We start from the raw sequence: 26769 nt of genomic DNA on the forward strand, positions 1-26769 counted from the left end.
AGGAGCTTGCTAAATTATGAAACTGAATATTCCTCGTCCCGAATATCCGCGTCCTCAGTGGGTTCGGCCCGATTGGATTAACTTGAATGGGCAATGGCAGTTCGAAATTGACTATGGCAACAGCGGCAAAGAGCGCGGCTATCAGGAAGCGGGACATGCGCTGCCTGGTACGATTACGGTGCCTTTCTGCCCGGAGAGCAAGCTCTCCGGCGTAGAATACAAGGACTTTATGGCAGCGGTCTGGTACAGACGGGAAATCAGCCTGCCGGATAATTGGAAGAGCGGCCGGATTCTGCTGCACTTTGGCGCTGTTGATTATGAAGCGGAGGTGTGGGTGAACGGCACGGCGGTAGGCAAGCATCGCGGCGGTTATTCCTCCTTCAGCTTTGATATTACGTCAGCGGTTTCGCCGGGAAATAACATCATTACCGTATATGCTGCAGACGATATGCGTTCGGGAAGGCAGCCCCGCGGGAAACAAAGTGAAAGATTCTATTCGCATGGCTGCGACTATACACGTACGACGGGGATCTGGCAGACGGTATGGCTGGAGCATGTGCCGGAATCTTATTTGGCAAGCATGAAAATAGTTGCGGATCCGGATAATGCCTGCGCGCATTTGGATGTGCAGCTTGGCGGAAGCGTGGCAGAGGCGACTCTTGCTGTTGCGGCAGCGTATAATGGCGTAACCGTTGGTACGGTGAATATTGCTGTTACCGGCTTATCGGCGAAGCTTACGCTCCCGCTGTCTGAGCTTTATCTGTGGGAGCCGGGCAATCCCAAGCTGTATGATCTGGAGCTGAGTCTGATTCGGAATGGGAAGTCCGTTGATACCGTTCAGTCGTACTTTGGACTCCGCAGCGTGAAGCTTGACGGCATGGCCTTCCGGATTAACGGGAAATCCGTGTTCCAGCGTCTTGTGCTGGATCAGGGCTTTTATCCGGATGGCGTTTATACCGCTCCAAGCGACGAGGATCTTCGCAAGGATATTGAAATCTCCATGGGGCTTGGCTTTAACGGCGCAAGGCTGCATGAGAAAATGTTTGAGCCCCGTTTCCTGTACTGGGCGGATAAACTAGGCTACCTCGTATGGGGCGAGCATGCGAACTGGGGACTTGATATTACGACGCCGGAAGCGCTGGCCGGTTTTTTGCCGGAGTGGCTGGAAGGAATGGAACGGGATTTCAACCATCCCGCGCTGATCGGCTGGTGTCCGTTTAATGAGACATGGGACCGTGACGGCGCCAAGCAGAATGATGATGTGCTGCGCATTGTGTACGAAGTAACAAAACGGATGGATCCCACGCGTCCGGTCATCGATACAAGCGGCAACTTCCATGTCATAACCGACATATTTGACATTCATGACTATGACCAGAACCCGGAGAGCTTCCGTGCCCGATACGAATCGATGAAGACGGGCGGCGAGGTGCATAATACATTCCCGAACAGGCAGAGATATGAAGGCCAGCCTTATTTCATCAGCGAATACGGCGGCATTTGGTGGAATCCGGACCAGAAGGACGAGAAGTCCTGGGGTTACGGCGACAGGCCGGCTTCGGAGGAGGCGTTCCTAGCTCGTTATGCGGGCTTGACGGATACGCTGCTTGATCATCCGATGATGTTCGGATTCTGCTATACGCAGCTGTATGATGTGGAGCAGGAAGTAAATGGTCTTTATACGTATGACAGACGGGCAAAATTTGATCCGGAGCTGATTCGGCGCATTAACAGCCGCAAGGCGGCAATTGAGGATTAAACAAAAGCATAGAAATGGGCAGGAAGAGGCTTCCGGTTGACCGGAGGTCTCTTTATTTTGCTATTAATGGTGAAGCCGATCTGCTTCTAAAGACCCCGTTAGCGTTAAGAAGAACTATTTATATGGGAATTTTTGTCGAAGATATTGAAATGATATATATAATATATATAATATGTCTTGTGAGTTGGAAACAGCTACAGAGCACCGCTGGGAGGTGAGAAGTCAGCGTTTTGTTTTCGAACAAGAAGCATCACTATTTCATAATACGAGGTGTGGGACAATGATTCGAAAGTTAACGGCAATCAGTTTAGCAATTGTCAGTACGCTGTCATTCTCGGCTGGATCTTATGCACAGCCACAGCCGGCGGCACAAGGCTCCGCCATTTCATGGCCGGACAATCAACAGCTTACGACGTTCAAGCAGCCTAAACAGCTGGAGGTTGCGGACATTTATGATGCTCCGGGTGACGTAAAGCTGTTATTTGCCACTCTGGAGGGGATCGTGAACAGAAAGGAACCGCGAATCTACCTGCTGGAAAATAAAGAAGAAGGCAAATTCAAATGGCTGAATGATTTGAACGTGGATTACAAAGTGCGTGATGATTATTTCGACATTTTGAAGCAGTTCAAAAAGGAAGTTAAAGGTCTTATTATTTATGATCCTAACGTACCGGATTCCGTCAACGTGGCGACTACACTGGCCGGACTTCGTGACAGCGTGGCGGTTAGCCCCGAGCTCGCCGAAAAGCTGCAAGCAGCACCGTATAGCTTCAAGGTTATTGAGGATCTGCAAGGGAAGTTCAAAGACCGTATAGATGCTTATACCTGGCAGTATGAGAATCTGTGGAAGGAAACCACTCACCGGATGCTGGTTGGTCTGAGCCCGGAAGTATCGGCACGCCCACCGGCGAATCAGCCTGACACCTACAAGGTTGTAGCACAGGAACAGACGGAAGAGCGCGATGCGAAAAACCGCAAAGTGTATGATCTGGACCTGTCCCAATTTGTCGCGAAACCCGATGTGTACGTAAAGTTCGGTGATGCGTTCACGCAAGACGGCTGGGGTGCAGCGGTTCATGAAATTACGGTGAAGGCAGACGGAGAAACGATCGCTCATTTCTTGCCGGGCACTGCGGACGAGAAGGCGTATCTGTACGACCCGCAAGGTTCCCAAGTATCTACGGGAAGCGGCGGCCACCGTTTTGCTGATGGAGGCAACTACTTTACGTACAAGTTCACTCCGCCTGCGGATACAACAGAGCTGACGATGTCAGTCGAGATGTGGAACGAGTACAAGGTGAGCGCTACTAATGACCAGCCGTTCTCTTCCCAGACGAAGGAACCGTACGGTTACCTGCGCGATTATGCGGTAGCAAACAAAGCAATGGTCTTCTGGCTGGATTCGAATGATCCGGCAGAGAAAGAACTGTTTGAGAAAATTTTGTCCGATGTGAAGCCTGGAACGCCTTACTTGGGATGGTTCAGCAATGATTTCCAAGGTGAATTCAGCGGCGTAGAGATCGCTTCGAATCATGGGGTATACGTGCTCGCGGCTGACTGGTTCAGCAACCTGACCGTCTTCTCCGGTACAAAACCAAGCTTCTCGAAGCCGAAGGCTCCAAAGCCAGTGAAGCTGGATAATAAGATCTATGTAACATACACCTTCAGCGAAGGCGATAACCTGCAGTACAATCAGCATAGACTGCGGATCCTGTGGGATGACCCGAAACGCGGCCAGGTGCCGATCAACTGGACATCCAGCCCGCTGCTCTATGATGCAGCGCCAGTTATGCTGAACTACTTCTACGGAACGGCAACAGCGAATGATCAGATTATTGCCGGACCTTCCGGAGCAGGTTACTTCTATCCTGCTGCATGGCCGGAAAAGGCGTTCGCTGATTATCTGAAGATCTCGAAAGATTACATGAATAAATCCGGAATGAAAATTCCGTATGTGCTTAACCGCCTGAATGGTGAAAACCTGCCGCTAAGCGAAGCGAACAACGCGGCTTACCGTGACATCTATGACGTTCCGGGCCTCTTCATTGGCTGGGATAATTTCACTAAAGTAGACATTGTGGACGGTCTGCCAACTTCCAACATTCAAGGCGTGGGCAGCGCGAATGATGTGAAAAAAGCGCTTGCCGACGCAAAAGCGAAATGGGACGGCAAATCGCCGCTCTTCGTATCCCTTGGCATTCTGGCATGGGGCATGACGCCTACAGATCTGGCTAACATCACAGCCGAACTTGACCCTTCGTATCAAGTTGTCCTCGCCGATCAATTCTTCTCGCTGATCCGCGAAGCAAACGGACTGCCGAAGAAGTAATAAGGGATTTAAACGAAAGACCTCCGGATTCTCCGGAGGTCTTTCGTTATGCTTAAAGCTGCCAATAGCCGGTAACCAGACGGAAGCGAAGAAATTCTGCCGTGCAAACATGAAAACAAACAAATACGCCGTTCCGAATTTGTTTCATCCAGTGGATGAGACAGAAATCAAAACGGCGTATTTTTCACGCCCAACCTATTTATTAATCGTATAAATTAATAATAAATGAGAAACAATTCGTTCTTTTATGAGAAAAATGAAAGAATTTGTGGCTGATTTCAGCTTTTCTGTGAAAATGTTAATCCAAACTTCATATTTGCATGTGGTACAATTACCCAGAGCATGAATGGTTCAGGGCTTTATACCTACATAATCTTAAGGAGGTATATATGATCATACATAGCATGCAAAAATCTGTGAAGATCATGTCTTGTGTAATGGCTTTAGCGCTTCTCTGGCTTAGTGCTGGACCGTTGACCAGCGTTTCCGCAGCAGAAGCTGGGGCATCGGTAAGAGTGAATGGCGAGAATGCGAAGCTGGCTGATTCCATTATTACAAAGAAAGACAGAATGTATGTACCGGCGGCGCGTATTGCAAATATGCTGGGCGCGGAGTTCGGCTGGAACAAAGATAATGAAGAACTTACAATAGATACTGCCTATAATGATGAAGTCGTATTTGGTAATGGCGTACCGGTCGTTTATTTCAACGATACCCGCTACAAGATGGATGCGGCTCCATTCATGGAAGACGGAAGAATGTATGTGCCGCTCCGCCAGCTGGCTGAAGTGCTCCATGCCGATTTGACTTGGGATACCGACTCGAATATGGCGAAGCTGACTGAGGTAGAGCGTGCGGTTGTAACCGAGGAGATTGGTCTTGCCGAGATCAGCAAGGACAACGGAATCAGCACAACGGTTCTGCTCAAGCGCAACGGATTGAACAGCAAGGAACAGGTAAAGACCGGAACAAAACTGAAAGTCGTTATCCCGTCATTCCTGGATAATCCGGCTGCTTCGTTTACACAAAATGATTTAACGCTGCTCGCGAAGATTTCGCAGATTGAAGCAGGCAGAGGTTCATATGAAGGACAGCTTGCCATTGCGAATGTTATTCTGAACCGGGTGAAGGACTCGCGTTTTCCGGATTCCATTCATGATGTTATCTACTCCGGCAAGCAATTCCCGCCGGCTCATAACGGGCTGCTAGACAAGAGCAAGCCAAACGCGAGCTCGCTGCGCGCAGCCAAAGATGCCTTGAACGGGAAAAACAACGTCTATAACGCCGTTTATTTCTTTAATCCAAACGTCACTAGAGGGGCTTTCTGGAATAGCCTAGAGGTCGTAGCTTCAATTGGCGGCCACAGCTTCGCAAGATAAGTGAACATTAATTAAAAGAGATCGTTGTTCGGGAGACCGAGAACGGTCTCTTTTTGTTTTACCACATTGACACGCAAATGAATCCTGTACCCATAATTAGGCAAAGAATATAGCCATAATGGGTCATTTCGCAGCTTTATAAATAAAAGTGATTAATTCTACAGAATATCTTATAGACAATTTTCGACGAATACATTGAACCTAACGTAAGGCTGCGTTAGTATTTAAGTAGAGTAAAAACAGAGTATCGAAGTCGGATTTTATAGATTGATGTGAGGTGGATGTTGTTTGCAACTTCAAGTGACGAATAGTCCGTTTACAAGCGAGCAGGCAGAACTACTCAATAAGCTGCTCCCAACTTTATCAGGATCTCAAATGCAATGGCTGAGCGGTTATTTAGCTTTTTATGGCGCGGGCAATAACAGCGCCCTGGCGTCGGTAGCCGCGGGAGCTGCCGCTGTCGCTGAGGCACCTTTGGCACCTCTGGCAGCAGTACCTGATATCCCACAGGGTCCAAAAGAAGCAACGATTTTGTTCGGATCGCAAACCGGGAATGCGCAAAGACTGGCCGGACGTCTGGCTGAGAAGCTGAAAGGCCAAGGCTTTGAAGTAACGCTGTCGGCAATGAACCAGTACAAAACAAACAAATTAAAAGAAGTCGGGTATTTGTTTATTCTGGCAAGTACGCATGGCGAAGGTGATCCGCCGGATAACGCGTTAACCTTCTACGAATTCTTGAATGGAAAACGGGCGCCAAAGCTGGAAGGCACAAAGTTCTCCGTTCTGGCGCTTGGCGATACCTCGTATGAATTCTTCTGCAAAACAGGTGCTGATTTTGATACAAGACTCGCTGAGCTTGGTGCTGAGCGTATCGTTGATCGTGTAGACTGCGACGTTGATTTTGAAGATGCAGCATCCGGCTGGATTACTGCTGTTACTGGCGCGGTAAGCGCAACAGCTGCATCGGCAGCTCCACAAGGGGCAGCAGGCACGCAAGCTGCTGCACAGACTGGGGGAGAATCGGAGTATACGCGCGCGAATCCGTTTATGGCTGAAGTTCTGGAGAGCCTGAACCTGAACGGCAGAGGCTCGGACCGCGAAACCCGCCATCTGGAACTGTCGCTTGAAGGCTCGGGACTGACTTATGCCCCTGGCGATGCAGTTGGCGTATATGCGAAGAACGATCCTACATTAGTTGAAGAAATTATTGCACTCCAGAATTGGAACGCAGACGAGAAGGTTGTTACGGGCAAAGCAGGCGAGACCTCCTCGCTCCGTGAGGCGCTTCTCCATCATTATGAAATTACCGTATTAACGAAGCCGTTGCTGGAAAAAGCGGTTGCCTTCTCGGGCAACAGCAAGCTGGCGGAGCTCGTTAAGCCGGAAAATAAAGAAGACCTGAAGGCCTACCTGAACGGACGTGATCTGCTTGATCTGCTCCGCGATTATGCGCCATGGACGCTTGCGCCGGCTGATCTTGCAGCACTGCTCCGCAAGCTGCCGCCACGTCTCTATTCCATCGCAAGCAGCGTGAACGCTCATCCGGAGGAAGTTCATCTGACAATCCGGAAAGTGGAATACGAAGCTCATGGCCGCGACCGCAAAGGCGTATGCTCGGTATATGTGTCCGAGCGTTTGCAGCCGGGCGACAAGCTGCCGATCTTTATCCAGCAGAACCCGAACTTCAAGCCGCCGGTTAACTCTGAAACTCCGGTTATCATGGTAGGTCCCGGCACGGGTGTTGCTCCGTTCCGCGCATTCCTTGAAGAGCGCGAGGAGTCCGGTGCAGAAGGTCAAACTTGGCTGTTCTACGGCGACCGTCATTTCGTAACGGACTTCCTGTATCAAACAGACTGGCAGCGCATGCTGAAGGACGGCGTATTGTCGAAGCTGGACGTAGCGTTCTCCCGTGATTCGGATGAGAAGGTGTATGTACAGCACCGCATGCTTCAGAACGGCGAGGAACTGTACAAATGGCTGGAGAACGGCGCACACGTCTATGTGTGCGGCGACGAAAAGCATATGGCACATGACGTGCAATCCGCACTCTTGACCATTATTGGCCAATATGGCGGTAAATCTCCGGAAGAAGCGGCAGCTTACCTGTCCGCACTGCAAGACCAAGGACGTTACCAACGAGACGTATATTAAGCGTCAGATCAAAGACGCAGTGCAACAATAGATCAAGAGAGTATGAACCCATTCATATGGGCAAAGGAGCTAACAGCAATGGCAAAGAACCATAAAGTCGAGCCCATCGGCGGACCGCCGAGCGACGTGGAACATCTGAAATTGGAAAGTAACTATTTGCGCGGCTCGCTGACAGAATCGCTTTCGAACCGGATTACAGGCGGCCTCCCTGAGCTTGATAACCGTCTGCTTAAATTCCATGGCAGCTATATGCAAGACGACCGGGATTACCGGAACGAGCGTCAAAAACAGAAGCTCGAACCCTATTTCCAATTCATGCTTCGCGTTGTTACGCCTGGCGGTGTAGCAACTCCGGAACAATGGCTTGTTATGGACAGTCTGGCTGACAAGTACGGTACAGGAAGCCTGAAGCTGACGACGCGTCAAGCGTTCCAGCTGCATGGCGTATTGAAATGGAACCTGAAGAACACGATTCAAGAGATTCATCAAGCGATGCTTACAACTCTTGCGGCTTGCGGCGACGTTAGCCGTAACGTAATGTGTAATCCGAATCCGTATCAATCGGAGCTTCATAAAGAAGTATTCTACTGGTCCCAGCAGCTGACCTCTCATCTGGCGCCAAAAACGCCTGCTTATCATGAAATCTGGCTGGATGGCGAGAAAGTAGTAGACGGCGCGGAGCAAGGTGAAGTTGAACCGATTTACGGTCCGGTCTATCTGCCGCGTAAGTTCAAGATTGGTATTGCGGTACCGCCTTCGAATGACGTGGATGTCTATTCGCAGGATCTTGGCTTTATCGCTATCGTTGGAGAAGACGGCAAGCTTGCCGGCTTTAACGTCAGCGTTGGCGGCGGCATGGGAATGACTCATGGCGATACGGCAACATACCCGCAGCTTGCGAAAGTCATTGGTTTTATTACCCCTGATAAAGTGCTTGATTTGGCAGAGAAGGTTGTAACGATTCAACGTGACTACGGCAACCGTTCTGTACGTAAATATGCCCGGTTCAAATATACGATCGACCGTCACGGCCTTCCTTGGTTCATCGATGAGCTTCAAGACCGCTTGGGCTGGGAGCTTTCGCCTGCCCGTGAATTCCATTTCGAGCACACGGGCGACCGTTATGGCTGGATTAAAGGCACAGACGGCAAATGGAATCTGAACTTGTACGTTCAAGCCGGCCGTGTAGTAGATACAGAGGGCAACAAGCTGAGAACCGCGCTTCGTGAGATCGCGAAGATCCATACGGGTGATTTCCGCCTGACGGCTAACCAGAACCTGGTTATTGCGAATGTAACGCCGCAGAAGAAAACGAAGATCGTTGCATTGCTGAAGGAATACGGCATTGCGGAAGGCACGCAATATTCAGCACTCCGCCGCAGCGCATTGTCTTGCGTGGCCCTTCCGACTTGCGGCCTGGCAATGGCAGAAGCAGAACGTTATTTGCCGTCGCTGATTGACAGATTGGAGCCTGTTCTTGCTGAAGCCGGTCTCCAGGACAAAGAAATCAATATCCGCATGACGGGCTGCCCGAACGGCTGCGCTCGTCCGGCACTTGGCGAAATTTCGTTCATCGGCAAATCGCCAGGCAAGTACAACATGTACATGGGCGCGGGCTTCTCCGGCGACCGCCTGAGCAAGATGTACAAAGAGAACATCGGCGAAGACGAAATTATGGATACTCTTACACCGATCCTTCACCGTTATGCAGCAGAACGCAACCAAGGCGAGCACTTTGGCGACTTTGTTATCCGTGCGGGATACGTAAAGGCTGTAACTGACGGAACGAACTTCCACGAATAAATAACAAAAGCGGCACAGAGTTTCAGCTCTGTGCCGCTTTTTTGCATTAACCCTTATAGGGCAAGTTTAATACGGGGACCTGCAGGAAGTTCTGAATAGCGATAGCGCATGCGCCTAGCGAACAAGATTTTTTCCCGATGGTGGAGAGTTTGATTTCACGGTAATGGCTCACTCTGGAGTTCAAATTCGACTCGATGGCACGGAGGGAGTCCGGATAAATCCGCAGCAATTCACTGTCTAGTACCACGACCTCAGGGTTATAAATATTGATGATGTTATTTAATCCGATGGAGAGATAATACATGAACTGCTCCATGACGGACGTTACTTCCGGATCCTTATCCTTGATCCAGCGTTCGATTTGCTCGTAAGTGATCTCCGCTTCCGGCTTGTTGGCACGCAGGATTTGGAATACGCTCGTCTCGGAAGCATATTTCTCCCAGCAGCCTTTATTGCCGCAATTGCAAGGTTGGCCGCCCGGAACAACAATCATATGGCCGATCTCCCCGGCGAAACCATCCTGTCCCCGGAAGAAGGAGTGATTGATCATCATCCCCATCCCTATTCCGGAGTACAATGTCACGCTTAGCAGATCATCTGTCTCATGATGGAAAAAAACACGCTCTGCGAAAGCGCTGAGATTAGCGTTATTCTCGAGCTTTACTTCCAGGCCAAGCGCTTTCTCCAGATCGTTCTTAAGCGGCACATCATGCCAGTCAAAGGACGGGATGTAGTGAATCACTTCATCCGTTGATACAAGACCGTGGATGGCAATCACAATGCCGATAATACCGTATCGGCTTGCTGCAAACCCCTCCTGGTAGTGTTTGATTTGTGCGATCAGCAGGGAAAGAATATCCGGATAGGAAGTGGCCTGCAGCTTCATCGTCTCAGACTGGACGAGTGATCCTTGAAGATTCGAAATGGCAAAGGAAATCTGATCAAACTCCAGATCGATGCCTATCGCATAACCCGCCTCCGCATTGACCGATAACATAATCGGCTTGCGTCCTACCAGATTATATTCGATTTCTTTCTCTACCACTAATTCCTCGTCGAGCAGATCGGCTACTTGACCGGACACCGTCGCCCGGGTGAGGGCAGTTGCTTTGGACACATCGGCTCTGGACAGCATGCCTTCCTTCAGAATCTCTTTCAGAATCAGAGAACGATTCATTTTCTTTATATAAGAAGCATCGCCGGTAATCATTTGTGTTTCCTCCTAAAAAGAATTGTCACATGATTTTTGTGACAATTCTTGCATCGTAAGCATTAACCTAATTGACAATGAAGATGGTGCTTGTTACATTTATAATACAATTAATTCGTTTAATAAACAAACAAATTATTAGAGCGGTAAGGAGCGATGAGCAAGATGGGAATTTTGCAGGATTTGGTGAAGGATATTCCGATTCCACGCATGGCCAAGGTGAAGGTGAATTTCGATGATACGAAGATTGATGACATCGGAAGCGAGCTGCTGCCCAAGCTTCAGCGGGAAGAAATCTTAAGCCGCGTCAAACCGGGCATGGAGGTTGCCATCGCCGTAGGAAGCCGGGGGCTTGACCGTCTTGTGGAAATAACGGCGGTAACGGTACAGTTCCTGAAGAATGCCGGAGCGAAGCCGTTTATTGTGCCAAGCATGGGAAGCCATGGCGGTGCGACTGCAGAAGGGCAGCGCGAGGTATTGGCGCATCTTGGCGTAACGGAGGAAACCGTGAAATGCGAGATTCGCTCCTCGATGGAAGTTGTACAGCTCGGAGAGCTTCCGAATGGCCTGCCTGTGTACATCGATAAATTCGCCGCTGCTGCAGACGGCATTGTGGTCATTAACCGGGTTAAGCCGCATACGGCGTTTAGAGGCAATGTGGAAAGCGGTATCATGAAGATGATCAGCATTGGCCTTGGCAAGCAAAGGGGGGCGGAAGCCTGCCATCAGCTTGGCTTTAAGTATATGGCGGAGAACGTTCCGGCTATGGCGAAGCTCATTATGGAGCAGAAGCCGGTATTGTTTGGCGTGGCCTCGATCGAGAACGCTTTTGACAAAGTAAGATTCATCGAGACTCTCACTCCGGATGAAATTGTGGAACGGGAGCCGCAATTCCTTGCTCAGGCGAAGGAGCTGCTGCCTAAGTTGTTCTTCGATCAACTGGATGTTCTGATTATCGATCAGATTGGCAAGAACATCAGCGGCGACGGAATGGATCCAAATATTACGGGCCGTTATCCTACTCCTTATGCCCATGGCGGACCGGATGTGAACAAGATGGCCGTCCTCGACTTGACGCATCAGACGGAAGGTAACGCAAACGGCGTGGGAACGGCAGATTTTACAACGCAGCGTCTGGTAGACAAGATGGATTTGGAGAAAACGTATGCGAATGGCCTCACTTCAACAGTAGTGGCGCCAACGAAGATTGCGACAACGTTGCCGAATGACCGTGAAACGATTCAGGCTTCGATCAAGACGTGCAATATCTTGCATTTTGAACAGGTGAAGATGGTTAGGATCAAGAACACGCTGGAGATTGGCGAGATCGAAGTGTCGGAAGCGCTTCTCGAATACGTAAAGCATCATCCGCGGATGGAAGTTGTGAAAGACTTGTATGAGCTTGAGTTTGATCGAAACGGGAACTTGTTCTAGATCAGAGAAGATGGGGAGAGATTTGAAATGATGACGAACTTATTTGATTTGACGGGGAAAACAGCAGTCGTTATCGGCGGCAACAGCGTGCTTGGTTCTTCAATGGCTGCTGGTCTTGCTGCACATGGTGCGCATGTTGCCATTGTTGGACGCAATCTGGACAAAACCCAGGCGGTTGTGGACTCCATTATCAGCGAAGGCGGAAGCGCGAAAGCATTCCAGGCGGATGTCGTTTCGAAGGAGTCCTTGCTGCAGGTACAAGTGGAGATTGAGGCGTGGAGAGGCGGATGTGATATTTTGCTAAACGCGCCAGGCAAGAACAGTGCTACCCCATTCTTCGAGCTGGAGATGGAAGAGTGGGATGACATTATGGAGGTCAATCTGAAAGGGATTGTGCTCACCTGCCAAATCTTCGCGAAACGGATGATTGAACAGCAGCGGACGGGCAGCATCATTAACATCTCTTCCGTATCTTCTACGACACCTTTGTCCAGAGTGTTTACTTATTCCGTGTCCAAGGCAGGACTTAACAGCGTAACGCAGTTCCTGGCCCGTGAATTTGCCGAGCAAGGGATTCGGGTTAATGCCATCATTCCAGGGTTCTTCCCTGCTGAGCAGAATCGTAAAATATTAAGCGAGGAACGCGTCGCTTCCATCATGAAACATACGCCAATGAACCGGTTCGGAACACCGGAAGAGCTGCAGGGCGCAGCAGTATGGCTGGCTTCCGAGAAGGCATCGGGCTTCGTAACGGGAACATTGATCCGTGTGGACGGCGGCTTTGGCAGCATGACGATCTAGAAAGGGGAATGGACGTGCCGACTGATAAGTATGTGGCCCTGCAGGAGATTCTCCGCGAGATGGGATCGGTTGTTGTTGCCTTTTCCGGAGGGGTGGACAGTACCTTTCTGTTGAAAGCAGCAGTAGAAACACTTGGAGCCGGGAATGTACTGGCCGTTACAGCCGATTCAGAGACATACCCGACCAGCGAGCTGGAAGAAGCGAAGCAGTTAGCAAGGCTGATCGGCGTGCAGCATGAAGTGATCTCGACTTCGGAGCTGGCCATTCCGGGTTATGCGGAGAACAATAAGAACCGTTGTTATTTTTGCAAAAGCAGCTTGTTTGATCATCTGGTCCCGCTGCTGGAAGAGCGTTCTTTCGCCAATCTCGTATACGGGGTAATTGCTGATGATAAGAATGAACACCGTCCCGGCATGCAGGCGGCCAAGGAAAGAGGCGTGAGAGGCCCTCTGCTGGAGGCGGATTTATATAAACAAGAGATTAGAGATTTGTCGAATGCTTTTGGCTTGCCGACGTGGGATAAACCGTCGTTTGCCTGCCTGTCCTCCCGGATCGCCTATGGTGAACGGATTACGAATGAGAAGCTGCTGAAGGTGGAGCGTGCAGAGGCTTACTTGAAATCGCTGAATATTCGCCAGGTTCGCGTGCGTACCCATGACGAGATTGCTAGAATAGAGGTAGAACCTGGCGATATGCCGCTTGTTCTTACCCATCACGGGGCTATTGTCGAGCAGCTTCAAGCCTTTGGTTACAAGTATGTAACCCTTGATCTGCTGGGATACCGGAGCGGCAGCATGAATCGATCGCTAAATTTATAACTTTGGCCAAATTTAAGTTAGTATGGGTTGCAGCTCCTCTTAAGGACGGCGCAGCCGTTTACGCTTGGGGAAAAGGAAGGTTTATCGAATGTCAAAATACGTAATCGGGCTTGATCTGGGCACCACCAGCGCCAAAGCCTGTGTCTTTAACCGGGTTGGCCATCTCGTTGCGGAAGCGGAGGGGCTTGTTCTGTCCGACTATCCGCAGGTAGGCTGGGTACAGCAGGATGCTGCAGCTATTGAGCGTTCGGCAGTTCTAGCCGTGAAGCATGCGGTGCTGAAGGCAGGCATAGCCAAGGATGAGCTGTCAGCAATCGGCTTCTCCGCGGCCATGCATTCTCTTGTACCGGTGAGCGGGGAGGGCTTGCCCTTGTCTCCTGCGTTTATCTGGTCGGATGGAAGAGGGACTGATCAGGTTGACCGTTTGACGGAAGAGGAGCGCCAAAGATTCTATTCGAAAACAGGTACGCCTATTCATCCGATGGCACCATTCATGAAGCTGCTGTGGATGAAGGAAACCGGCTTCGAGCCGTACCATGCGGCCGCTTATTTCATGTCGATTAAGGAATATTTGATCTATTGCTGGTTCGGAAAAAGGGTCATAGATTACTCGATGGCTTCCGCTACCGGTTTGTTTAATCCGTCCACTCTGGCATGGGATGAGGAAATTTTGGAGCTGGCAGGCATTCAGGCTGCTCAGTTATCCGAAATTGTAGCTCCTGTGACGTTATTGGGAATGATTAAAGAAGAGATTGCAGATGAGATGGGCATTGCCTCTACGGTGCCTGCAGCCATTGGTGCTGCCGACGGCCAGCTGTCCAATCTGGGGATTGGCGCGCTGCTGCCGGGAGAGGTTGCCGTATCGGTGGGGACAAGCGGAGCGATCCGGCAGGTAACGAATGAGGCGAAGGTCAGCAGCCGAGGCGAAACGTTCTGTTATTCTTTTACCGAGGATTCCTATATTATTGGCGGTCCAACGAACAACGGGGGCATCGCGCTCCAATGGCTGAAACAGCTGCTGAACGATCAAGGCAGCTATGAGAGCTTCCTTGCGGAAGCGGGGCAGTCTGCGCCGGGAGCCGAGGGTCTGCTGTTCCTCCCGTACATTAACGGGGAGCGGGCACCGCTGTGGAATCAACGGGCAAGAGGTAATTTCTACGGAATGACCGTTGCGCATACGAAAGCGCATTACGTGCGTGCTGTGCTTGAAGGTATTACTTTTAATTTGTATCAGATTGGACGGGCTCTTGAGCAGCTTGCCGGTCCTTCCCGAAAAATATATGTCAACGGCGGCTTAGCGCGATCGCCAATCTGGCTTCAGATGATGGCAGATATTTTTGATGCGGAAATTTACGTGTCCGAGAATCATCACAGCGCAGCCTGGGGAGCCGCCTGGCTTGGGCTTGTTGCTATCGGGGAAGAGAAGGATCTGGCTTCTATCAAGCACAATATCCCGATGGGGGAAGCGGTGCTTCCTAATCGTGAGAACAGCCAGGTTTATAAAGCCGTTTATGATCGGTACGAGAAATTGGCAGCCGTTATTACAGCATTGTTTTAAAAGAGCAGATGATGGGGCTTAAGAGGTGAATAGATGCTTGAAGATGTGCTGAGACAGGTGCAGGACGGCAGGCTTAGTGTAGAGGATGCGGCTAAACAGCTGGCGACGTTCGAGAATCTCGGTTTTGCGAAGGTGGATCATCACCGGAAGAAACGCCAAGGGTTCCCGGAAATTGTATATGGCGAGGGCAAATCGGCAGACCAGATTATCGGGATTGCGAAAGCTTTGCAGGCGCAGAACCATGAGGTGCTCATTACCCGGATATCGCAGGAGAAGGCTGAGCAGCTTCAGAACGTATGCCCGGATTACAGGTATGATCCTGTAGCCAGACTGCTGTTCTGGAAGCATGCTGACCATAGGGAGAGCAGGCTTAAAGGATATATTGCCGTTGTGGCAGCGGGTACATCGGATCTGGCTGTTGCGGAAGAAGCAGCCGTAACGGCCGAAGTGCTTGGAAGCCATGTGCGCCGTTTCTACGATGTTGGCGTGGCGGGCATTCACCGTCTGCTGCATCATGCGGAAGAAATTCAGCAGGCGGCCGTTTCGGTTGTTGTGGCCGGGATGGAAGGCGCGCTGCCCAGCGTGGTAGGCGGGCTTGTCGCCCATCCGGTTATTGCGGTACCGACCAGTGTGGGCTACGGAGCCAGCTTTAACGGATTGTCGGCACTCCTTACCATGCTGAATTCATGCGCTTCCGGCATCAGCGTAGTCAACATAGATAACGGATTTGGCGGCGGCTATAACGCTGCCCTTATCCATCAGCTTATAAATAAAGGAGCCGCTGAATCATGAAAACCTTATATATTGACTGCTTCTCCGGCATTAGCGGAGACATGTTTATAGGCGCACTACTTGATGCAGGCGGTGACGCCGTTCAATTGCAGGAAGAACTGAAGAAGCTCCGGATCGGCGACGAGTATGAGCTGACCTGGAAGCATGTGATGAAGAACGGCATCAAAGCGCTCAAGTTTGATGTCGAGCTGAAGCATGAGGGGCATGGGCATAGCCATGCGCATGATCACGGGCACAGTCATGAACACGATCATGGGCACAGCCACGAGCACAATCATGGGCACAGCCACGAGCACAATCATGGGCACAGCCATGCGCATGCTCATGGTCACAGTCATGATCATGATCACGACCACACGCATGATCACGGTCATAGCCATAGCCACGATCACGGCCACCATGATCATCGCGCATACAAGGACATCGTCCAGCTTATCGAGAAGTCTGCTTTGTCTGACGCAGTCAAGCAAACAGCGCTTCAGATATTCAAGAAAATCGGAGAAGCGGAAGGAAAGATTCACGGCCTGCCGCTGGAACGGGTTCATTTTCACGAGGTAGGAGCCGTTGATTCGATCGTTGATATCGTTGGCGCTGCCATTCTGCTTCATCAGCTGAAGATCACAACGGTGAGATGCGCTCCCGTACCGGTTGGAGTCGGCAAAATCCGCATTGACCATGGCATTTATCCGGTTCCTGCGCCGGCAACTCTCGAAATGCTGAAAGGCATCCCTCTTGAGCAGTCGACAATCAGAGCGGAGCTGACTACGCCTACCGGAGCTGCGCTTGCTGCTGTCCTTGCAGAGAGCTTTGGACCAATGCCTTCCTTCAAGGTTGAGGTCATTGGTTATGGCGCAGGAACAAAAACGTTCCCCGAGCATCCTAATGTTTTGCGCGTCGTGATTGGCGAATAGCTTCTTTAGAATAGGAGTCAGGCGGAATGGAAAATCAGCCGGCATATGAGCATGAAGACAACGGAATGATCAAGATGGAAGTAAACCTGGATGATATTCCGGGCGAGTGGCTTGGCTACGTGATGGACTTGCTGTTTGAGGAAGGCGCTAACGATGTTTTTTATACCCCAATTTATATGAAGAAAAACAGACCGGGAACGATGCTCCAGCTGTTATGCGCTCAGGATAAAGCGGAGGCTATGAAGGACATCTTGTTCCGGGAGACTACGACGCTTGGCATCCGGTATTATCCGCTAACGGTACATCGGCTGGAGCGGGTGTTTGAGACGGTCATGACCGAGTGGGGCTCCGTCACCGTGAAAAAAGGCATCTACCGGGGAGAAGTCGTACAATGGGCGCCGGAATATGAGGATTGCAAACGAATTGCGAATTCTCTTGGCATTCCTCTTAAACAAGTTTATGATAGAGTTCGATTGGAACAAAATGGTTATAGAGAGATGGACAACAACATATAGGAGGCTAATGGGGATGGGGAGTTTAATAACGGTGCTGCTTCTTGGCCTGGTACTCGGAATCAAGCATTCGATTGAACCCGACCATATTATTGCCGTCTCAACGATGGTGAGCAACCAGAAAAAGCTGTGGCGTTCGACGCTGACGGGTATTTTCTGGGGGATTGGCCATACCAGCACTTTGTTTATTGTTGGTATGGTGCTCGTGCTGTTAAAGGGAGAGCTGCCTGAAGTATGGGCGATGTCTCTTGAATTTCTGGTAGGCATCATGTTGGTATATCTCGGTTACAAAAATTTTGTATCGGTTAAAACCGCTTACCAGCATTCGCATCAACACGAGAGAGCCTCCCTCGTAAAAGTGACGGTCATCGGATTTATACACGGTCTCGCCGGAAGTGCCGCGATGGTTCTTCTGACCTTGTCTACCGTTGAATCGGTATGGGAATGTGCGTTATACATTCTGGTGTTTGGTATAGGCACGATTACAGGCATGCTGATCTTTACAACAATATTAGGTATTCCTTTTGTATACAGCAAGTCGAACATAAGATGGAACCGCGGATTAATGAAAGCCGCCGGTACAGTGAGCTTTTTATTTGGCATTTATTATATGTACAACCTTGGGGTAACAGAGGGACTATTTGAGTTATGGGTGAAATAACGGCCTATAAAACGGACGGGAAGAGATCGTGGTAAGCCACGGTGTTTTCCCGTTTTTTTTGCGTTGCAATTAACGACAAACAGCACTCTTATATAGTCCAAAGGAACTGTTCACAAAACAGGAAATTTTGGTAAAATAGGTATTACCTTTAAATGGATGGTGATGATCAGATAGGTAAGCCAGATTATCTTGATACCAGTGGAGGAATGTAAAGCATGCTGCTTGAGGCCCATGTTGAGGTTAAAGATGGCGATCGCCATAGAGTGAAGCAGCTGCTGAAAGCATACCCGTCAATGAAAGCGGTAGTCGATATTTCCGTGTGGGATCATAGGGTTGACCAGAATGCAGAATATGCCGGAAAATGCAAAGCGATCGAACGGGCGCTGGAGGCGCTGCCTTATGAGGGGAAGGAAATTTTGACCCGGTGTTTTTTTGAGCAGAAAAAAGATAAATACATATATGAGTTTGTACTGAAGATACCAAAGAGCACTTATGATGTCTATAAATCAAGAGCGATACATACGATGTCCTCCATATTAAAAGCAGCCAATTTGATTTAGTTGACGATAAGAGAGCAAAAGCTTCCTACCGGGAGGCTTTTTTTTATTGGCTTTTTTAGCTGATACAACGCTAGTACTAACGCTGGATAAACAAAACTTAGGCATTCCTTGGGCAAATCTGATGCGCAACTGGTACAAGCGATGTACCGAAAATAAACCCTGCTCAGCTTACACTGATACAGATTACCTTCAAGAAGGGGCTGATCGATTTTGTTTGCTGATATGCATTCGATTGCGTCCTTTTGCGGGAAGCTTGTGAGCGCTGAATTGTACATCGGCGATGTTCCCGAGGAGAAGACAATCCCGGCGTTGGCTTTTCCGCCTCCCCGGATTGCAGACAGCCCGGGCAACCTGGCATCGTTCCGCAAGACGTACACGCTGGTCATCAAGGTGTTCGAAGGCAGCGACAGCAAAGCCTTCACCGCTGCGGAGAGCATTGCGGATGCAATCCGGTATCCCCGTTACCGGATTCCTTGCCTGACGGAGGACGGAACGGCAACGGGCGAGTTCATTCGGATCGACAAGCTGGACCTTCAGATGGGCGGCAGCGGTGAAGCTCATTTAACGCTGGAGTGGACGAGACAGATTGGCTTTGATAGGGAGACCTACGAGAAAGTGAATACCTTAACGGTTATGGAAAGGGTGAAAAGCGATGCCTAGACCAAGGAAAAGCGAGGTTCAGCCGCCACCGGCAATAGTGCCCGCAGAAGCGCTCGAAAGCGCACCGGCTGCAGCCGGACTGGAAACGGTAGAGACAAGATATTCGGCAGAAAGCCTGCGCCGTAACGCACGGCAGCTGTTCCAGGTTAATCCTGAAGTTGTAGATGGCGCTTTATATGGAACGAGCGGTCGGGAGCTTACCATTGCCGAAGCGCAGTCATTAATCAAGGCCTATATGCAAAGGGAGGTTCGTTAAGATGGCGGGAGGAACATGGATTCAAGGCGTGGAGAAGGTAAGACCCGGTCTGTATATGAATTTTAAGATTGCAGCGCTTGAGCGGATCAAATCCGGCGAGCGGGGAACGGTCACGATCCCGCTTGAACTAAGCTGGGGGCAGCCGCGTACGTTCCTGAAGATTGAGACGGACGGCGATGTACTTGATCTGCTTGGTTACGACATCAACGATCCGAAGGTAGTCAAAATACGTGAAGCCAAGAAGCGGGCAAAGACCTTGCTGGTTTACCGGCTGAATGAAGGGGAACGCGCGAAAGCAACATTTGGCACAGATGCTAACGTAACAACGGCAACGGCTGTACATACAGGTATCCGGGGCAATGATATTACGATTTCCTCAGAGGATGATCCATCCGGCGCCGCCAAAAAGCTGGTCAAGACGCTCGTAAGCGGCCGCGTTGTTGATCAGCAGCTTGTCAGCACCGCAGCCGAGCTGAAGGCAAATGCATGGGTAACCTTTTCCGGCACGGCTGGCGTCGACAAGACGGCAGGCGCTCCGCTGACAGGAGGAACAGACGGAACGGTGAAAGGCGAGGATCATACAGCGTATCTGGAAGCAACGGAGACTCAGCATTTTGACGTTATCGCTTATCCATTTTCCGATCCCGGTCTGAAAATTTCGTTTATCTCGTTTATCAAACGGATGCGCGAGGAAGAAGGCAAGAAGATTCAAGGCGTTATCGCATCGCCGGTGAATAACGGGGCATTTACGAACATTTCCGACTATGAAGGCATTGTCAGTGTCGGCAACGGGGTTGTGCTGCTGGACGGTACAACGCTTAGCGCGCTTGATGCTGTTGCTTGGGTAGCCGGAGCAACCGCTGGCGCTTCTATCATTCAGTCCAATACATACAGCGCTTATGAAGGAGCTGTTGACGCCAATCCGCGTCTGAAGAACAGCCAAGTCATCGAGGCGCTCAAAAAGGGCCAGTTCGTCTTTGTTCATGACGGCGTGAAGGTGAAAGTCGAGCAGGATATTAATTCCCTGGTTTCCTATTCGCAAACGCGGAACGGCCGCTTTTCCAAAAACCGCGTAGTCCGCGTCCTGGACGCGATCGCAAATGATTTTGCAAGTGTGGCGAACGACAGCTATATCGGCAAAATCGATAATAACGGGGATGGACATGCGCTTCTGAAGGCTGCTGCCAATCAGTATTTACGCGACCTCCAAGACGCCGGCGCGATCCAGAACGTTGATTTTATTAAAGACTTCGAGATTGATACGGTTCGCTCGGTAGGCGACGAAGTGTATGTCAATCTGGGCATTCAGCCGGTTGATAGCATGGAGAAATTTTTCTTTACGGTGGAGGTGCGATAAGCGATGGCAAAATTCCGTGCGGATAATACGATCAACGGCCGGGAAGCAAGACTGTTCATTGACAGTGAGGAAATCGGCTACGCCAAGTCGTTTGAGGCGACGATCGAGAAGAACAAGGTGGACGTGGCGGTTCTTGGCAACCGCTGGCTTGGCAAGAAGACGACCTCCTTAAGCGGAACGGGTACGCTGACCCTTTATAAAGTAACGACAAAGTTTTCGAAAATGCTGCTGGAATACGCAACAACGGGCAAGGATGTGTACTTCACGCTGCAAGGCGTGCTTGATGATCCGGGTGCCGGGCGCGGTACGGAGCGTATTACGCTGCTCAATTGCAATATTGATTCGGTGAAAATCGGCCAGTTCAACGTTGAAGCCGAGGTGTTGGAGGAAGAAATTCCGTTCACCTTTGAAGGGGCCGAAATACCGGAAGCGCTCAAGGACGGCTTTGAATAATCATTTCTAACTTGGAAGGGGAATGGACCATGACAACAGCAACGAAATCAATGAACGTGTTCATGAAGGGCAAAGCCAAGCAGGCGGTAATCGAGGAGATTATCGTATCGAGGCGTTATGAGGATGAAGAAGGCAATCCCATTCCTTTCCGCTTGAAGGCCGTAGATACAAAGCGCATTGAAGACTTGCAGGATGAGTGCACGGTACCGCAATTCAAGAAAGGCAAGAAAGTTGGCGAGGAAGTGGACTGGAAACGTTTCGCCTGCCGCCTGGCAGTAGAAACGACCGTTTATCCTGACTTCCGCGATCAGGAGCTGCTTAACAGCTATGGCCTCGTTGACCCTTGTGATCTGGTGAAGGAGATCTTGAATGTTGGCGGCGAATATGCCGAGCTTATTCAAGCGGTTCAGCGTGTCAACGGCTTTGATACAGACTTCGAAGAGCTGGTGGATGACGCAAAAAACTAATCCGCAGTGGTGATTATCATGCGCTGATTTCTCACCGGGTGTGGCAGAAGCATCATATTGCCCCCCAGGAGTTATGGCAGATGGATGATTACCACCGGGCGTTTATTTACGCTTCTGAATTCATTGAGATGGATGCGGAGCGTAAAGCTGCGCGTGCGCAAGGCCGAAGCGGAGCATAGCGCACTCACAGGGGAAGGAGGCGGTTATGAATGGCCGCCGCAGCCGCAATAACGAGCGCAGGAATTAAACTGGCTGTCAAAAAAGGCGCTAAGAAAAAGGGTGCCTCCGTTTTTCTTAACAGCTATAAATCTTTTAAGAAACAAGGCCTCGGGAAGCAGGCGATGGAGTCTATTTTTGGCAAGAAAACAGCTAAAGCGCCAGCCCAAGCCGCTGAAGAGAAGAAGCCAACGCTGGCCGATCATCTGAAAAGCATGCAAGAGGTATTTGGTGGCGTAGGTGAAAAGCTGAAAAGCTTTGGCACCTCCACTGTCGTGGCAGCAGCAGATCTCGAATCCGATAAAATCGGATTCGACTTTCTGGTCAGCAAGCTGAAGCCGCCCGGTGGCAAAGGCGGGAAAGGCAAGGGACCCGCAAGCGCGGCTGCTCTAGAGAAGTCCTTTGCCGATTACTGGACCGCACTTCGGGACAATGCTCAGACGACGGCATTCTCGGCAGATGATGTGCTTAAAGGCGGCATGCAGGCCATCAAGCTAACCAAAGGCGATACGGGCAAGGCGATGCAGCTTGTCAAGCTGGCGGAGGATATGGCTGGTTTTAACCCGGGCAAATCGGTCGCCGAAGCCATGGAAGCGATTGAAGCGGCAAACGGCAAAGATTACAAGAAGCTGGAGGAGTTCGGCTTTGAATTCAAGAAGGGCAGCTGGAACAAGTTCCTCTCCGATGCGGGCAAATGGTTCGATGGCGGCTCCAAAAAGCTGAATCAATCTGCAAACGGGATGTGGGAGATTGTCACCGAGGGACTCAAGGGTTCGCTGCAAAATGCGGGTGTCGCCGCACTGGATCAGGTGAAGCCGATTATGCAGCGGCTTGTGACCTGGCTGACGAACGGCGGCTTTAAGAAGCTGGAGAACCTTGCGGCGAAGACCGTTGATGTGCTGGTGAAGAGCTTCCTGTGGCTGGCCGATGTGCTGGGGCCGGTATTTGGCTGGCTGGAGAAGGCACTTGATTGGATAAGCGCCAACTTCGAGACATTAAGGCCAATTCTGAATGGACTTGTCGCAGCCTTTGCCGCTTTCACCGTTATCTCTACCGTTGCCTCTATCATCTCCGGAATTGGTGTCTTTATCGGCCTCTTATCCAATCCAATCTTCTGGATCGTTGCAGCTATCGGTCTGCTCACGGCAGCCTGGACCGGTAACTGGGGCGGCATACAAGACAAGACCAAGGCTGCTATTGCCTGGATTGTGTCGGCCTATAGCGGCTTCGTTAAATCGATCAAACAGTTTGTAGAGGATACAAAGCAGCTGTTCGCCGACCTTGGCGCCTGGATAAATCAACTTTGGCAAGACGCGGTATCCGGTGTAGAGCAGTTTGTGAGTCAGCTTGTAACAGGCACCATTACCCGCTGGAACCAGCTGGTCAATACCGTTACGCAGCTCGGCCAGCAGCTGAAGGCTTGGCTGTCCCAGACCTGGAGCAACATTGTAAAGGTAACGGATCAACTGTTAACGCAAGCCTGGCAGGCGGTTAGTTCGGCCTTTCAAGCCGTATGGACAACGGTCTCGGGTATTATGATGCGAATCTATCAATTCCATGCGCTCATTTGGAATGGAATGGGCAAGATCATCTCTGGAGCGGGATCGTTCATAATCGGTACGGTCCGTTCAGCCTTTAGGGCAGTGAGCGGGATCATTACAGCCGCTTTTGACACCATCGTTGGCATCGGTCAGGCAGCGATGGAGATGCTCCGCGGCATATTTGTTGGTGTCTGGCAAGGCGCGGCAGGTGATCATCTTGGGGCTGTTCAGACCATCCGCAACGCGGTCATGGGAGCAATCGGCAAGGTTGGAGGCTTGCTTACCGGCTTTGCCTCGAAGTCTATCGGTCATGCCAAATCCTTCGTGAGCGGATATGCATCCGGTCTTGGTCAGCTGTATCAGACCGTTCAGGATGCTGTAATGCCGGTATGGCAGGTCATCACCCAAACTTGGGACGATATCTCCCGCTTTGTTGTTGAGACGGCCAAGGCCATATGGTCAGGTCTCCAAGCGGTTGGAAACGCAATATCTACCTTTGCCCGAAAGGCTATTGATACGGCCATCGATGCCATCCAGAGCGGCTTCGGGCGCGCGAGGAGTTTTATTGGAACTTTCCGGCAATGGCTCGACGCCACCATTGATGGAATCATACAGTCGACTATTGAATCGTTTCATTCCTTCACCGAGTTTATGGAGTCAATCGGTCCGGCAATGAAGGAATTCCTTGATCGGGCATTCGATACCTTTGCAAACAAGGCGGTTGAGACCTTCTTCAACGTATTAAAAACGATTGATTCCACTATGCAGGAGCTATGGACGATTATTACGGGCACGTTGTCTAAGATTCGGGAGTTTTTCAGCAATGTCTTGGATACAGTCACAAATTCGGTCATGAATGCTTTTAGAACGATGTACAACTGGGCAGCAAATACGCTGAATGCCTTATGGGGAGTTATTTCTCCGGTGCTGTCCGGGATCGGGGAGTTCACCTTTCTGATGTGGGGGATTATCATTGGAGCTTTTGCCTGGGGAGTCCGAATCGTCTATGACCTGATGACCGGCTTTGCGCAGCAGGCGATGTCCTTTGGTACGCAATTTATGGAAAGTCTCATTCAAGGGATTCAGTCCATGTACGGAACGCTCTTCCAGACGGTGCAGCAAATATGGGATTCGATCAAATCAATCTTCGGCAGCGCGGCGGCAACGGTCAATATGTCGGTCACGCCAATTAACGGCAGCCACCGGAACGGCTTGAACCGGGTGCCGTTCAACGGTTATATCGCCCAGCTTCACCAAGGGGAAATGGTATTGACGTCGGAGCAGGCGGGTCAGTACCGCAGCGGTCAGCTGTCGGCCGAGCAGCAAAGCTCGATGCTGCAGCCGTACAGTCCGCCTGGCGCAGGCTCCGTCAATAATTCCAAGTCGGTGGAAATCGCGAATTTGGTTGGCGAAATCCATGTGCATGACGAGGCGGATGAGAATCGGTTTATCGAGAAGCTGAAGCGGATGCTGGAAGAGGATCTGTTAACGGAAGGAGAAGGCGTGTATGCCGGTTGAGTTCTGGTTCACCTATAACAACGGAGCGGAATCGCTCTGGCTGCCTGTCAATCCTTCCGAGCTCAAGGTGACCGCCGGCTCAGCGAATGAGACCGTAACCGTCCAGAAACTTGGGCAGGTGACGGTCATTCAGGATCCAGTGCTGAAGACGTACGAATTCTCTTCCCATTTTCCCCAGCATTACGGCCCGTATTGTGCCTATAAGGATATTCCCCCGCCGAAGAAGGGAATTGACCAGCTTGAATCATGGAAGTTCAGCGGCTTTCCGGTCCAGTTCGTTATTATCAATCCCGAAGGGCAGAAGCTGACGGTGGCGGTGACGATTGAGTCGCTGTCTTACCGGGAGATTGCGGGAGATATCGGCAGCATCTATTATGATCTGTCCCTTCGGGAGTTCAAGTATACGAAGCCGCGTACGATCGAGACCAAAGAAGAAAACGGGCAGAAGGTCGCGGAGATCAGCAGCAAGGGCCAGCGTCCGAATCAGACCGTTAAGCCCAAATCCTATACGGTCAAAAAAGGCGATACGTTATGGGCCATAGACCGGATGGTTGGCGTGCCATACGAGAATATCGCTGCGGCCAACGGCATTAAACCGCCTTACACGATCTATCCAAACCAAGTACTGGTGATTCCATGATTCGGGTGATGCTTGTCGATAACGGAACAACAACAGACGTCACCTCTCTTGTACAAAGCGCGGAATGGTCCGGCAGCTCGCAAAAGGCCGTTCGGAAGCTGACGGTCAGCCTGCTTCACGCCAAGGAAGGCGAAGCCAGCCTTGCGATGGTCGCCAACGGAACCGGCATTATGCTGCATGACGGCGAAGAGGAGCTCTTCCGCGGGATTGTATTTAACGCGGAATACAAGCCCGGCAAGCTGAGTCTTACCGCTTATGACCAGCTGATCTATCTGACGAACAACAAGGATTCTTACGTGTTCAAGAGCATGAAAGCCTCCGCCATCATAAGCAAGCTGTGCACCGACTTCTCCATTCCCGCCGGGACGATCGAAGATACGGGGCATGTCATCTCTTATCTGGTATGCGATGAAGAGACCTTGTTCGATATGGTGAAGAAGGCGCTGGCGATTACCTACCGGCAGAAAGGCATCCGTTACTCGCTTTATACCAAGGACGGGAAGGTGCAGCTTGTACCTTATAAGAAAAACAGCCGGAACTGGGTCATTGAGACAGGTATTAATCTCATCGATTACTCGTATGGGGAGTCAATTGAAGAGACGGTTACGAAGATCAAGCTGCAGGGCGGGGAAGAGAAGCAGACGATTATCGCTACGGCCGAGAACAAGTCGCTGCAGAAGCAATTTGGCGTCTTGCAGCATTATGAGAAGGTGAAGGAGAAGCAGAACCGGGCTCAGCTTCAGGAAGCGGCGGATCTCTTGCTCGCGGAGAAGGGGAAGGTCAAGAAGTCCCTTAAGCTGGATGAGGTTATTGGCATATCCGAAGTGATTTCCGGGACGGCGATTGTGGTCAAAGTACCGGAGCTTGGCATCGAGCAGACCTATGCGGTTGAGGAAGACAATCATCAGTTTAACGGGCGGTATCACAAGATGTCACTGACTTTAACCGAGATGACCTGAAACGGCATAGAAAGCAGGTGAAGC

The 26769-nt window shown here is 50.7% G+C and carries 24 protein-coding genes; 23 read left to right on the forward strand and 1 reads right to left on the reverse strand.

What is annotated here, in order from left to right:
- Nucleotides 1-16 precede the first annotated feature (16 nt).
- The 5 genes from BM200_RS16205 (at nucleotide 17) to cysI (ending at nucleotide 9421) form a co-directional block, all read left to right on the forward strand.
- The gene (locus tag BM200_RS16205; protein WP_175532894.1) at nucleotides 17-1759 is read left to right on the forward strand and encodes a glycoside hydrolase family 2 protein; all 1743 of its coding nucleotides are present in this window, start codon (nucleotides 17-19) and stop codon (nucleotides 1757-1759) included.
- Between the two features lie 280 nt (nucleotides 1760-2039).
- Complete coding sequence (locus BM200_RS16215; protein ID WP_091187367.1) at nucleotides 2040-4088, forward strand: GxGYxYP domain-containing protein; 2049 nt, start codon at nucleotides 2040-2042, stop codon at nucleotides 4086-4088.
- A 389-nt stretch (nucleotides 4089-4477) separates the two neighbouring features.
- On the forward strand, nucleotides 4478-5467 hold the full coding sequence (locus BM200_RS16220; RefSeq protein ID WP_091187369.1) for a cell wall hydrolase: 990 nt from the start codon (nucleotides 4478-4480) through the stop codon (nucleotides 5465-5467).
- Between the two features lie 288 nt (nucleotides 5468-5755).
- Entirely contained in the window at nucleotides 5756-7618 is a 1863-nt protein-coding gene (locus tag BM200_RS16225; RefSeq protein ID WP_091187371.1) for an assimilatory sulfite reductase (NADPH) flavoprotein subunit, read from the forward strand.
- A 78-nt stretch (nucleotides 7619-7696) separates the two neighbouring features.
- Nucleotides 7697-9421 carry an assimilatory sulfite reductase (NADPH) hemoprotein subunit gene (gene cysI / locus BM200_RS16230; RefSeq protein WP_091187372.1) on the forward strand — a complete coding sequence of 575 codons (1725 nt, stop codon included), beginning with the start codon at nucleotides 7697-7699 and terminating at the stop codon, nucleotides 9419-9421.
- A 46-nt stretch (nucleotides 9422-9467) separates the two neighbouring features.
- Here the strand turns inward: cysI and BM200_RS16235 are convergent, their stop codons facing one another.
- A complete protein-coding gene (locus BM200_RS16235; protein WP_091187374.1) occupies nucleotides 9468-10631 on the reverse strand; it encodes an ROK family protein in 1164 nt (387 codons plus the stop codon).
- A gap of 165 nt (nucleotides 10632-10796) precedes the next feature.
- Between BM200_RS16235 and BM200_RS16240 the strand changes: the two genes are divergently transcribed.
- From BM200_RS16240 to BM200_RS16320, 18 genes are all read left to right on the forward strand, one after another.
- On the forward strand, nucleotides 10797-12065 hold the full coding sequence (locus tag BM200_RS16240) for a nickel pincer cofactor-dependent isomerase, group 22 (RefSeq protein ID WP_091187375.1): 1269 nt from the start codon (nucleotides 10797-10799) through the stop codon (nucleotides 12063-12065).
- 30 nt (nucleotides 12066-12095) lie between these two features.
- Nucleotides 12096-12866 carry an SDR family oxidoreductase gene (locus BM200_RS16245; RefSeq protein WP_091187931.1) on the forward strand — a complete coding sequence of 257 codons (771 nt, stop codon included), beginning with the start codon at nucleotides 12096-12098 and terminating at the stop codon, nucleotides 12864-12866.
- Between the two features lie 8 nt (nucleotides 12867-12874).
- Nucleotides 12875-13684: an ATP-dependent sacrificial sulfur transferase LarE gene (gene larE / locus BM200_RS16250; RefSeq protein WP_175532895.1), complete on the forward strand. Its 810-nt coding sequence runs from the start codon at nucleotides 12875-12877 to the stop codon at nucleotides 13682-13684.
- Nucleotides 13685-13772: 88 nt separating this feature from the next.
- Nucleotides 13773-15242 carry a gluconokinase gene (locus BM200_RS16255; RefSeq protein WP_091187379.1) on the forward strand — a complete coding sequence of 490 codons (1470 nt, stop codon included), beginning with the start codon at nucleotides 13773-13775 and terminating at the stop codon, nucleotides 15240-15242.
- 33 nt (nucleotides 15243-15275) lie between these two features.
- A complete protein-coding gene (larB, locus tag BM200_RS16260) occupies nucleotides 15276-16034 on the forward strand; it encodes a nickel pincer cofactor biosynthesis protein LarB (RefSeq protein WP_091187381.1) in 759 nt (252 codons plus the stop codon).
- On the forward strand, nucleotides 16031-16945 hold the full coding sequence (larC, locus tag BM200_RS30630) for a nickel pincer cofactor biosynthesis protein LarC (RefSeq protein ID WP_091187383.1): 915 nt from the start codon (nucleotides 16031-16033) through the stop codon (nucleotides 16943-16945). Before larB ends, larC begins: the two co-directional genes overlap by 4 nt.
- Nucleotides 16946-16971: 26 nt before the next feature.
- A complete protein-coding gene (gene larC2 / locus BM200_RS30635) occupies nucleotides 16972-17460 on the forward strand; it encodes a nickel pincer cofactor biosynthesis protein LarC2 (protein ID WP_091187385.1) in 489 nt (162 codons plus the stop codon).
- A 13-nt stretch (nucleotides 17461-17473) separates the two neighbouring features.
- Nucleotides 17474-18118, forward strand: a complete 645-nt coding sequence (locus BM200_RS16275) for a HupE/UreJ family protein (RefSeq protein WP_425434574.1) — start codon at nucleotides 17474-17476, stop codon at nucleotides 18116-18118.
- A gap of 215 nt (nucleotides 18119-18333) precedes the next feature.
- The gene (locus tag BM200_RS16280) at nucleotides 18334-18678 is read left to right on the forward strand and encodes a hypothetical protein (RefSeq protein WP_091187388.1); all 345 of its coding nucleotides are present in this window, start codon (nucleotides 18334-18336) and stop codon (nucleotides 18676-18678) included.
- Between the two features lie 210 nt (nucleotides 18679-18888).
- Complete coding sequence (locus BM200_RS16285; protein WP_091187389.1) at nucleotides 18889-19338, forward strand: hypothetical protein; 450 nt, start codon at nucleotides 18889-18891, stop codon at nucleotides 19336-19338.
- Nucleotides 19331-19594: a YqzN/YkzM domain-containing protein gene (locus BM200_RS16290; RefSeq protein WP_091187391.1), complete on the forward strand. Its 264-nt coding sequence runs from the start codon at nucleotides 19331-19333 to the stop codon at nucleotides 19592-19594. Before BM200_RS16285 ends, BM200_RS16290 begins: the two co-directional genes overlap by 8 nt.
- Nucleotide 19595: 1 nt before the next feature.
- Nucleotides 19596-20951, forward strand: coding sequence for a phage tail sheath family protein (locus BM200_RS16295; RefSeq protein ID WP_091187392.1), 1356 nt, complete (start codon nucleotides 19596-19598; stop codon nucleotides 20949-20951).
- 3 nt (nucleotides 20952-20954) lie between these two features.
- Nucleotides 20955-21404 carry a phage tail tube protein gene (locus BM200_RS16300; RefSeq protein WP_091187394.1) on the forward strand — a complete coding sequence of 150 codons (450 nt, stop codon included), beginning with the start codon at nucleotides 20955-20957 and terminating at the stop codon, nucleotides 21402-21404.
- Between the two features lie 29 nt (nucleotides 21405-21433).
- Nucleotides 21434-21871, forward strand: a complete 438-nt coding sequence (locus BM200_RS16305; RefSeq protein ID WP_091187396.1) for a phage tail assembly chaperone — start codon at nucleotides 21434-21436, stop codon at nucleotides 21869-21871.
- Between the two features lie 84 nt (nucleotides 21872-21955).
- Nucleotides 21956-22102 carry a hypothetical protein gene (locus tag BM200_RS30040; RefSeq protein WP_175532896.1) on the forward strand — a complete coding sequence of 49 codons (147 nt, stop codon included), beginning with the start codon at nucleotides 21956-21958 and terminating at the stop codon, nucleotides 22100-22102.
- Entirely contained in the window at nucleotides 22081-25146 is a 3066-nt protein-coding gene (locus BM200_RS16310) for a phage tail protein (RefSeq protein ID WP_091187398.1), read from the forward strand. Before BM200_RS30040 ends, BM200_RS16310 begins: the two co-directional genes overlap by 22 nt.
- A complete protein-coding gene (locus BM200_RS16315) occupies nucleotides 25136-25786 on the forward strand; it encodes a LysM peptidoglycan-binding domain-containing protein (RefSeq protein ID WP_091187400.1) in 651 nt (216 codons plus the stop codon). The genes BM200_RS16310 and BM200_RS16315 overlap by 11 nt, the downstream gene beginning before the upstream one ends.
- Entirely contained in the window at nucleotides 25783-26745 is a 963-nt protein-coding gene (locus BM200_RS16320; protein ID WP_091187402.1) for an XkdQ/YqbQ family protein, read from the forward strand. The genes BM200_RS16315 and BM200_RS16320 overlap by 4 nt, the downstream gene beginning before the upstream one ends.
- The last annotated feature ends 24 nt before the right edge of the window (nucleotides 26746-26769 follow it).

It is taken from the genome of Paenibacillus catalpae (genome assembly GCF_900112695.1).
Lineage (GTDB): Bacteria > Bacillota > Bacilli > Paenibacillales > Paenibacillaceae > Pristimantibacillus > Pristimantibacillus catalpae.

What these genes read in the sequence shown, in the direction of transcription:
- BM200_RS16205 (WP_175532894.1), top strand. Translation starts at nt 17, where the DNA reads ATGAAACTGAATATTCCTCGTCCCGAATATCCGCGTCCTCAGTGGGTT.
- BM200_RS16215 (WP_091187367.1), top strand. Translation starts at nt 2,040, where the DNA reads ATGATTCGAAAGTTAACGGCAATCAGTTTAGCAATTGTCAGTACGCTG.
- BM200_RS16220 (WP_091187369.1), top strand. Translation starts at nt 4,478, where the DNA reads ATGATCATACATAGCATGCAAAAATCTGTGAAGATCATGTCTTGTGTA.
- cysI (WP_091187372.1), top strand. Translation starts at nt 7,697, where the DNA reads ATGGCAAAGAACCATAAAGTCGAGCCCATCGGCGGACCGCCGAGCGAC.
- BM200_RS16235 (WP_091187374.1), bottom strand. Translation starts at nt 10,631, where the DNA reads ATGATTACCGGCGATGCTTCTTATATAAAGAAAATGAATCGTTCTCTG.
- BM200_RS16240 (WP_091187375.1), top strand. Translation starts at nt 10,797, where the DNA reads ATGGGAATTTTGCAGGATTTGGTGAAGGATATTCCGATTCCACGCATG.
- BM200_RS16245 (WP_091187931.1), top strand. Translation starts at nt 12,096, where the DNA reads ATGACGAACTTATTTGATTTGACGGGGAAAACAGCAGTCGTTATCGGC.
- larE (WP_175532895.1), top strand. Translation starts at nt 12,875, where the DNA reads ATGGACGTGCCGACTGATAAGTATGTGGCCCTGCAGGAGATTCTCCGC.
- BM200_RS16255 (WP_091187379.1), top strand. Translation starts at nt 13,773, where the DNA reads ATGTCAAAATACGTAATCGGGCTTGATCTGGGCACCACCAGCGCCAAA.
- larB (WP_091187381.1), top strand. Translation starts at nt 15,276, where the DNA reads ATGCTTGAAGATGTGCTGAGACAGGTGCAGGACGGCAGGCTTAGTGTA.
- larC (WP_091187383.1), top strand. Translation starts at nt 16,031, where the DNA reads ATGAAAACCTTATATATTGACTGCTTCTCCGGCATTAGCGGAGACATG.
- larC2 (WP_091187385.1), top strand. Translation starts at nt 16,972, where the DNA reads ATGGAAAATCAGCCGGCATATGAGCATGAAGACAACGGAATGATCAAG.
- BM200_RS16275 (WP_425434574.1), top strand. Translation starts at nt 17,474, where the DNA reads ATGGGGAGTTTAATAACGGTGCTGCTTCTTGGCCTGGTACTCGGAATC.
- BM200_RS16280 (WP_091187388.1), top strand. Translation starts at nt 18,334, where the DNA reads ATGCTGCTTGAGGCCCATGTTGAGGTTAAAGATGGCGATCGCCATAGA.
- BM200_RS16290 (WP_091187391.1), top strand. Translation starts at nt 19,331, where the DNA reads ATGCCTAGACCAAGGAAAAGCGAGGTTCAGCCGCCACCGGCAATAGTG.
- BM200_RS16295 (WP_091187392.1), top strand. Translation starts at nt 19,596, where the DNA reads ATGGCGGGAGGAACATGGATTCAAGGCGTGGAGAAGGTAAGACCCGGT.
- BM200_RS16300 (WP_091187394.1), top strand. Translation starts at nt 20,955, where the DNA reads ATGGCAAAATTCCGTGCGGATAATACGATCAACGGCCGGGAAGCAAGA.
- BM200_RS16305 (WP_091187396.1), top strand. Translation starts at nt 21,434, where the DNA reads ATGACAACAGCAACGAAATCAATGAACGTGTTCATGAAGGGCAAAGCC.
- BM200_RS30040 (WP_175532896.1), top strand. Translation starts at nt 21,956, where the DNA reads ATGATTACCACCGGGCGTTTATTTACGCTTCTGAATTCATTGAGATGG.
- BM200_RS16310 (WP_091187398.1), top strand. Translation starts at nt 22,081, where the DNA reads ATGGCCGCCGCAGCCGCAATAACGAGCGCAGGAATTAAACTGGCTGTC.
- BM200_RS16315 (WP_091187400.1), top strand. Translation starts at nt 25,136, where the DNA reads ATGCCGGTTGAGTTCTGGTTCACCTATAACAACGGAGCGGAATCGCTC.
- BM200_RS16320 (WP_091187402.1), top strand. Translation starts at nt 25,783, where the DNA reads ATGATTCGGGTGATGCTTGTCGATAACGGAACAACAACAGACGTCACC.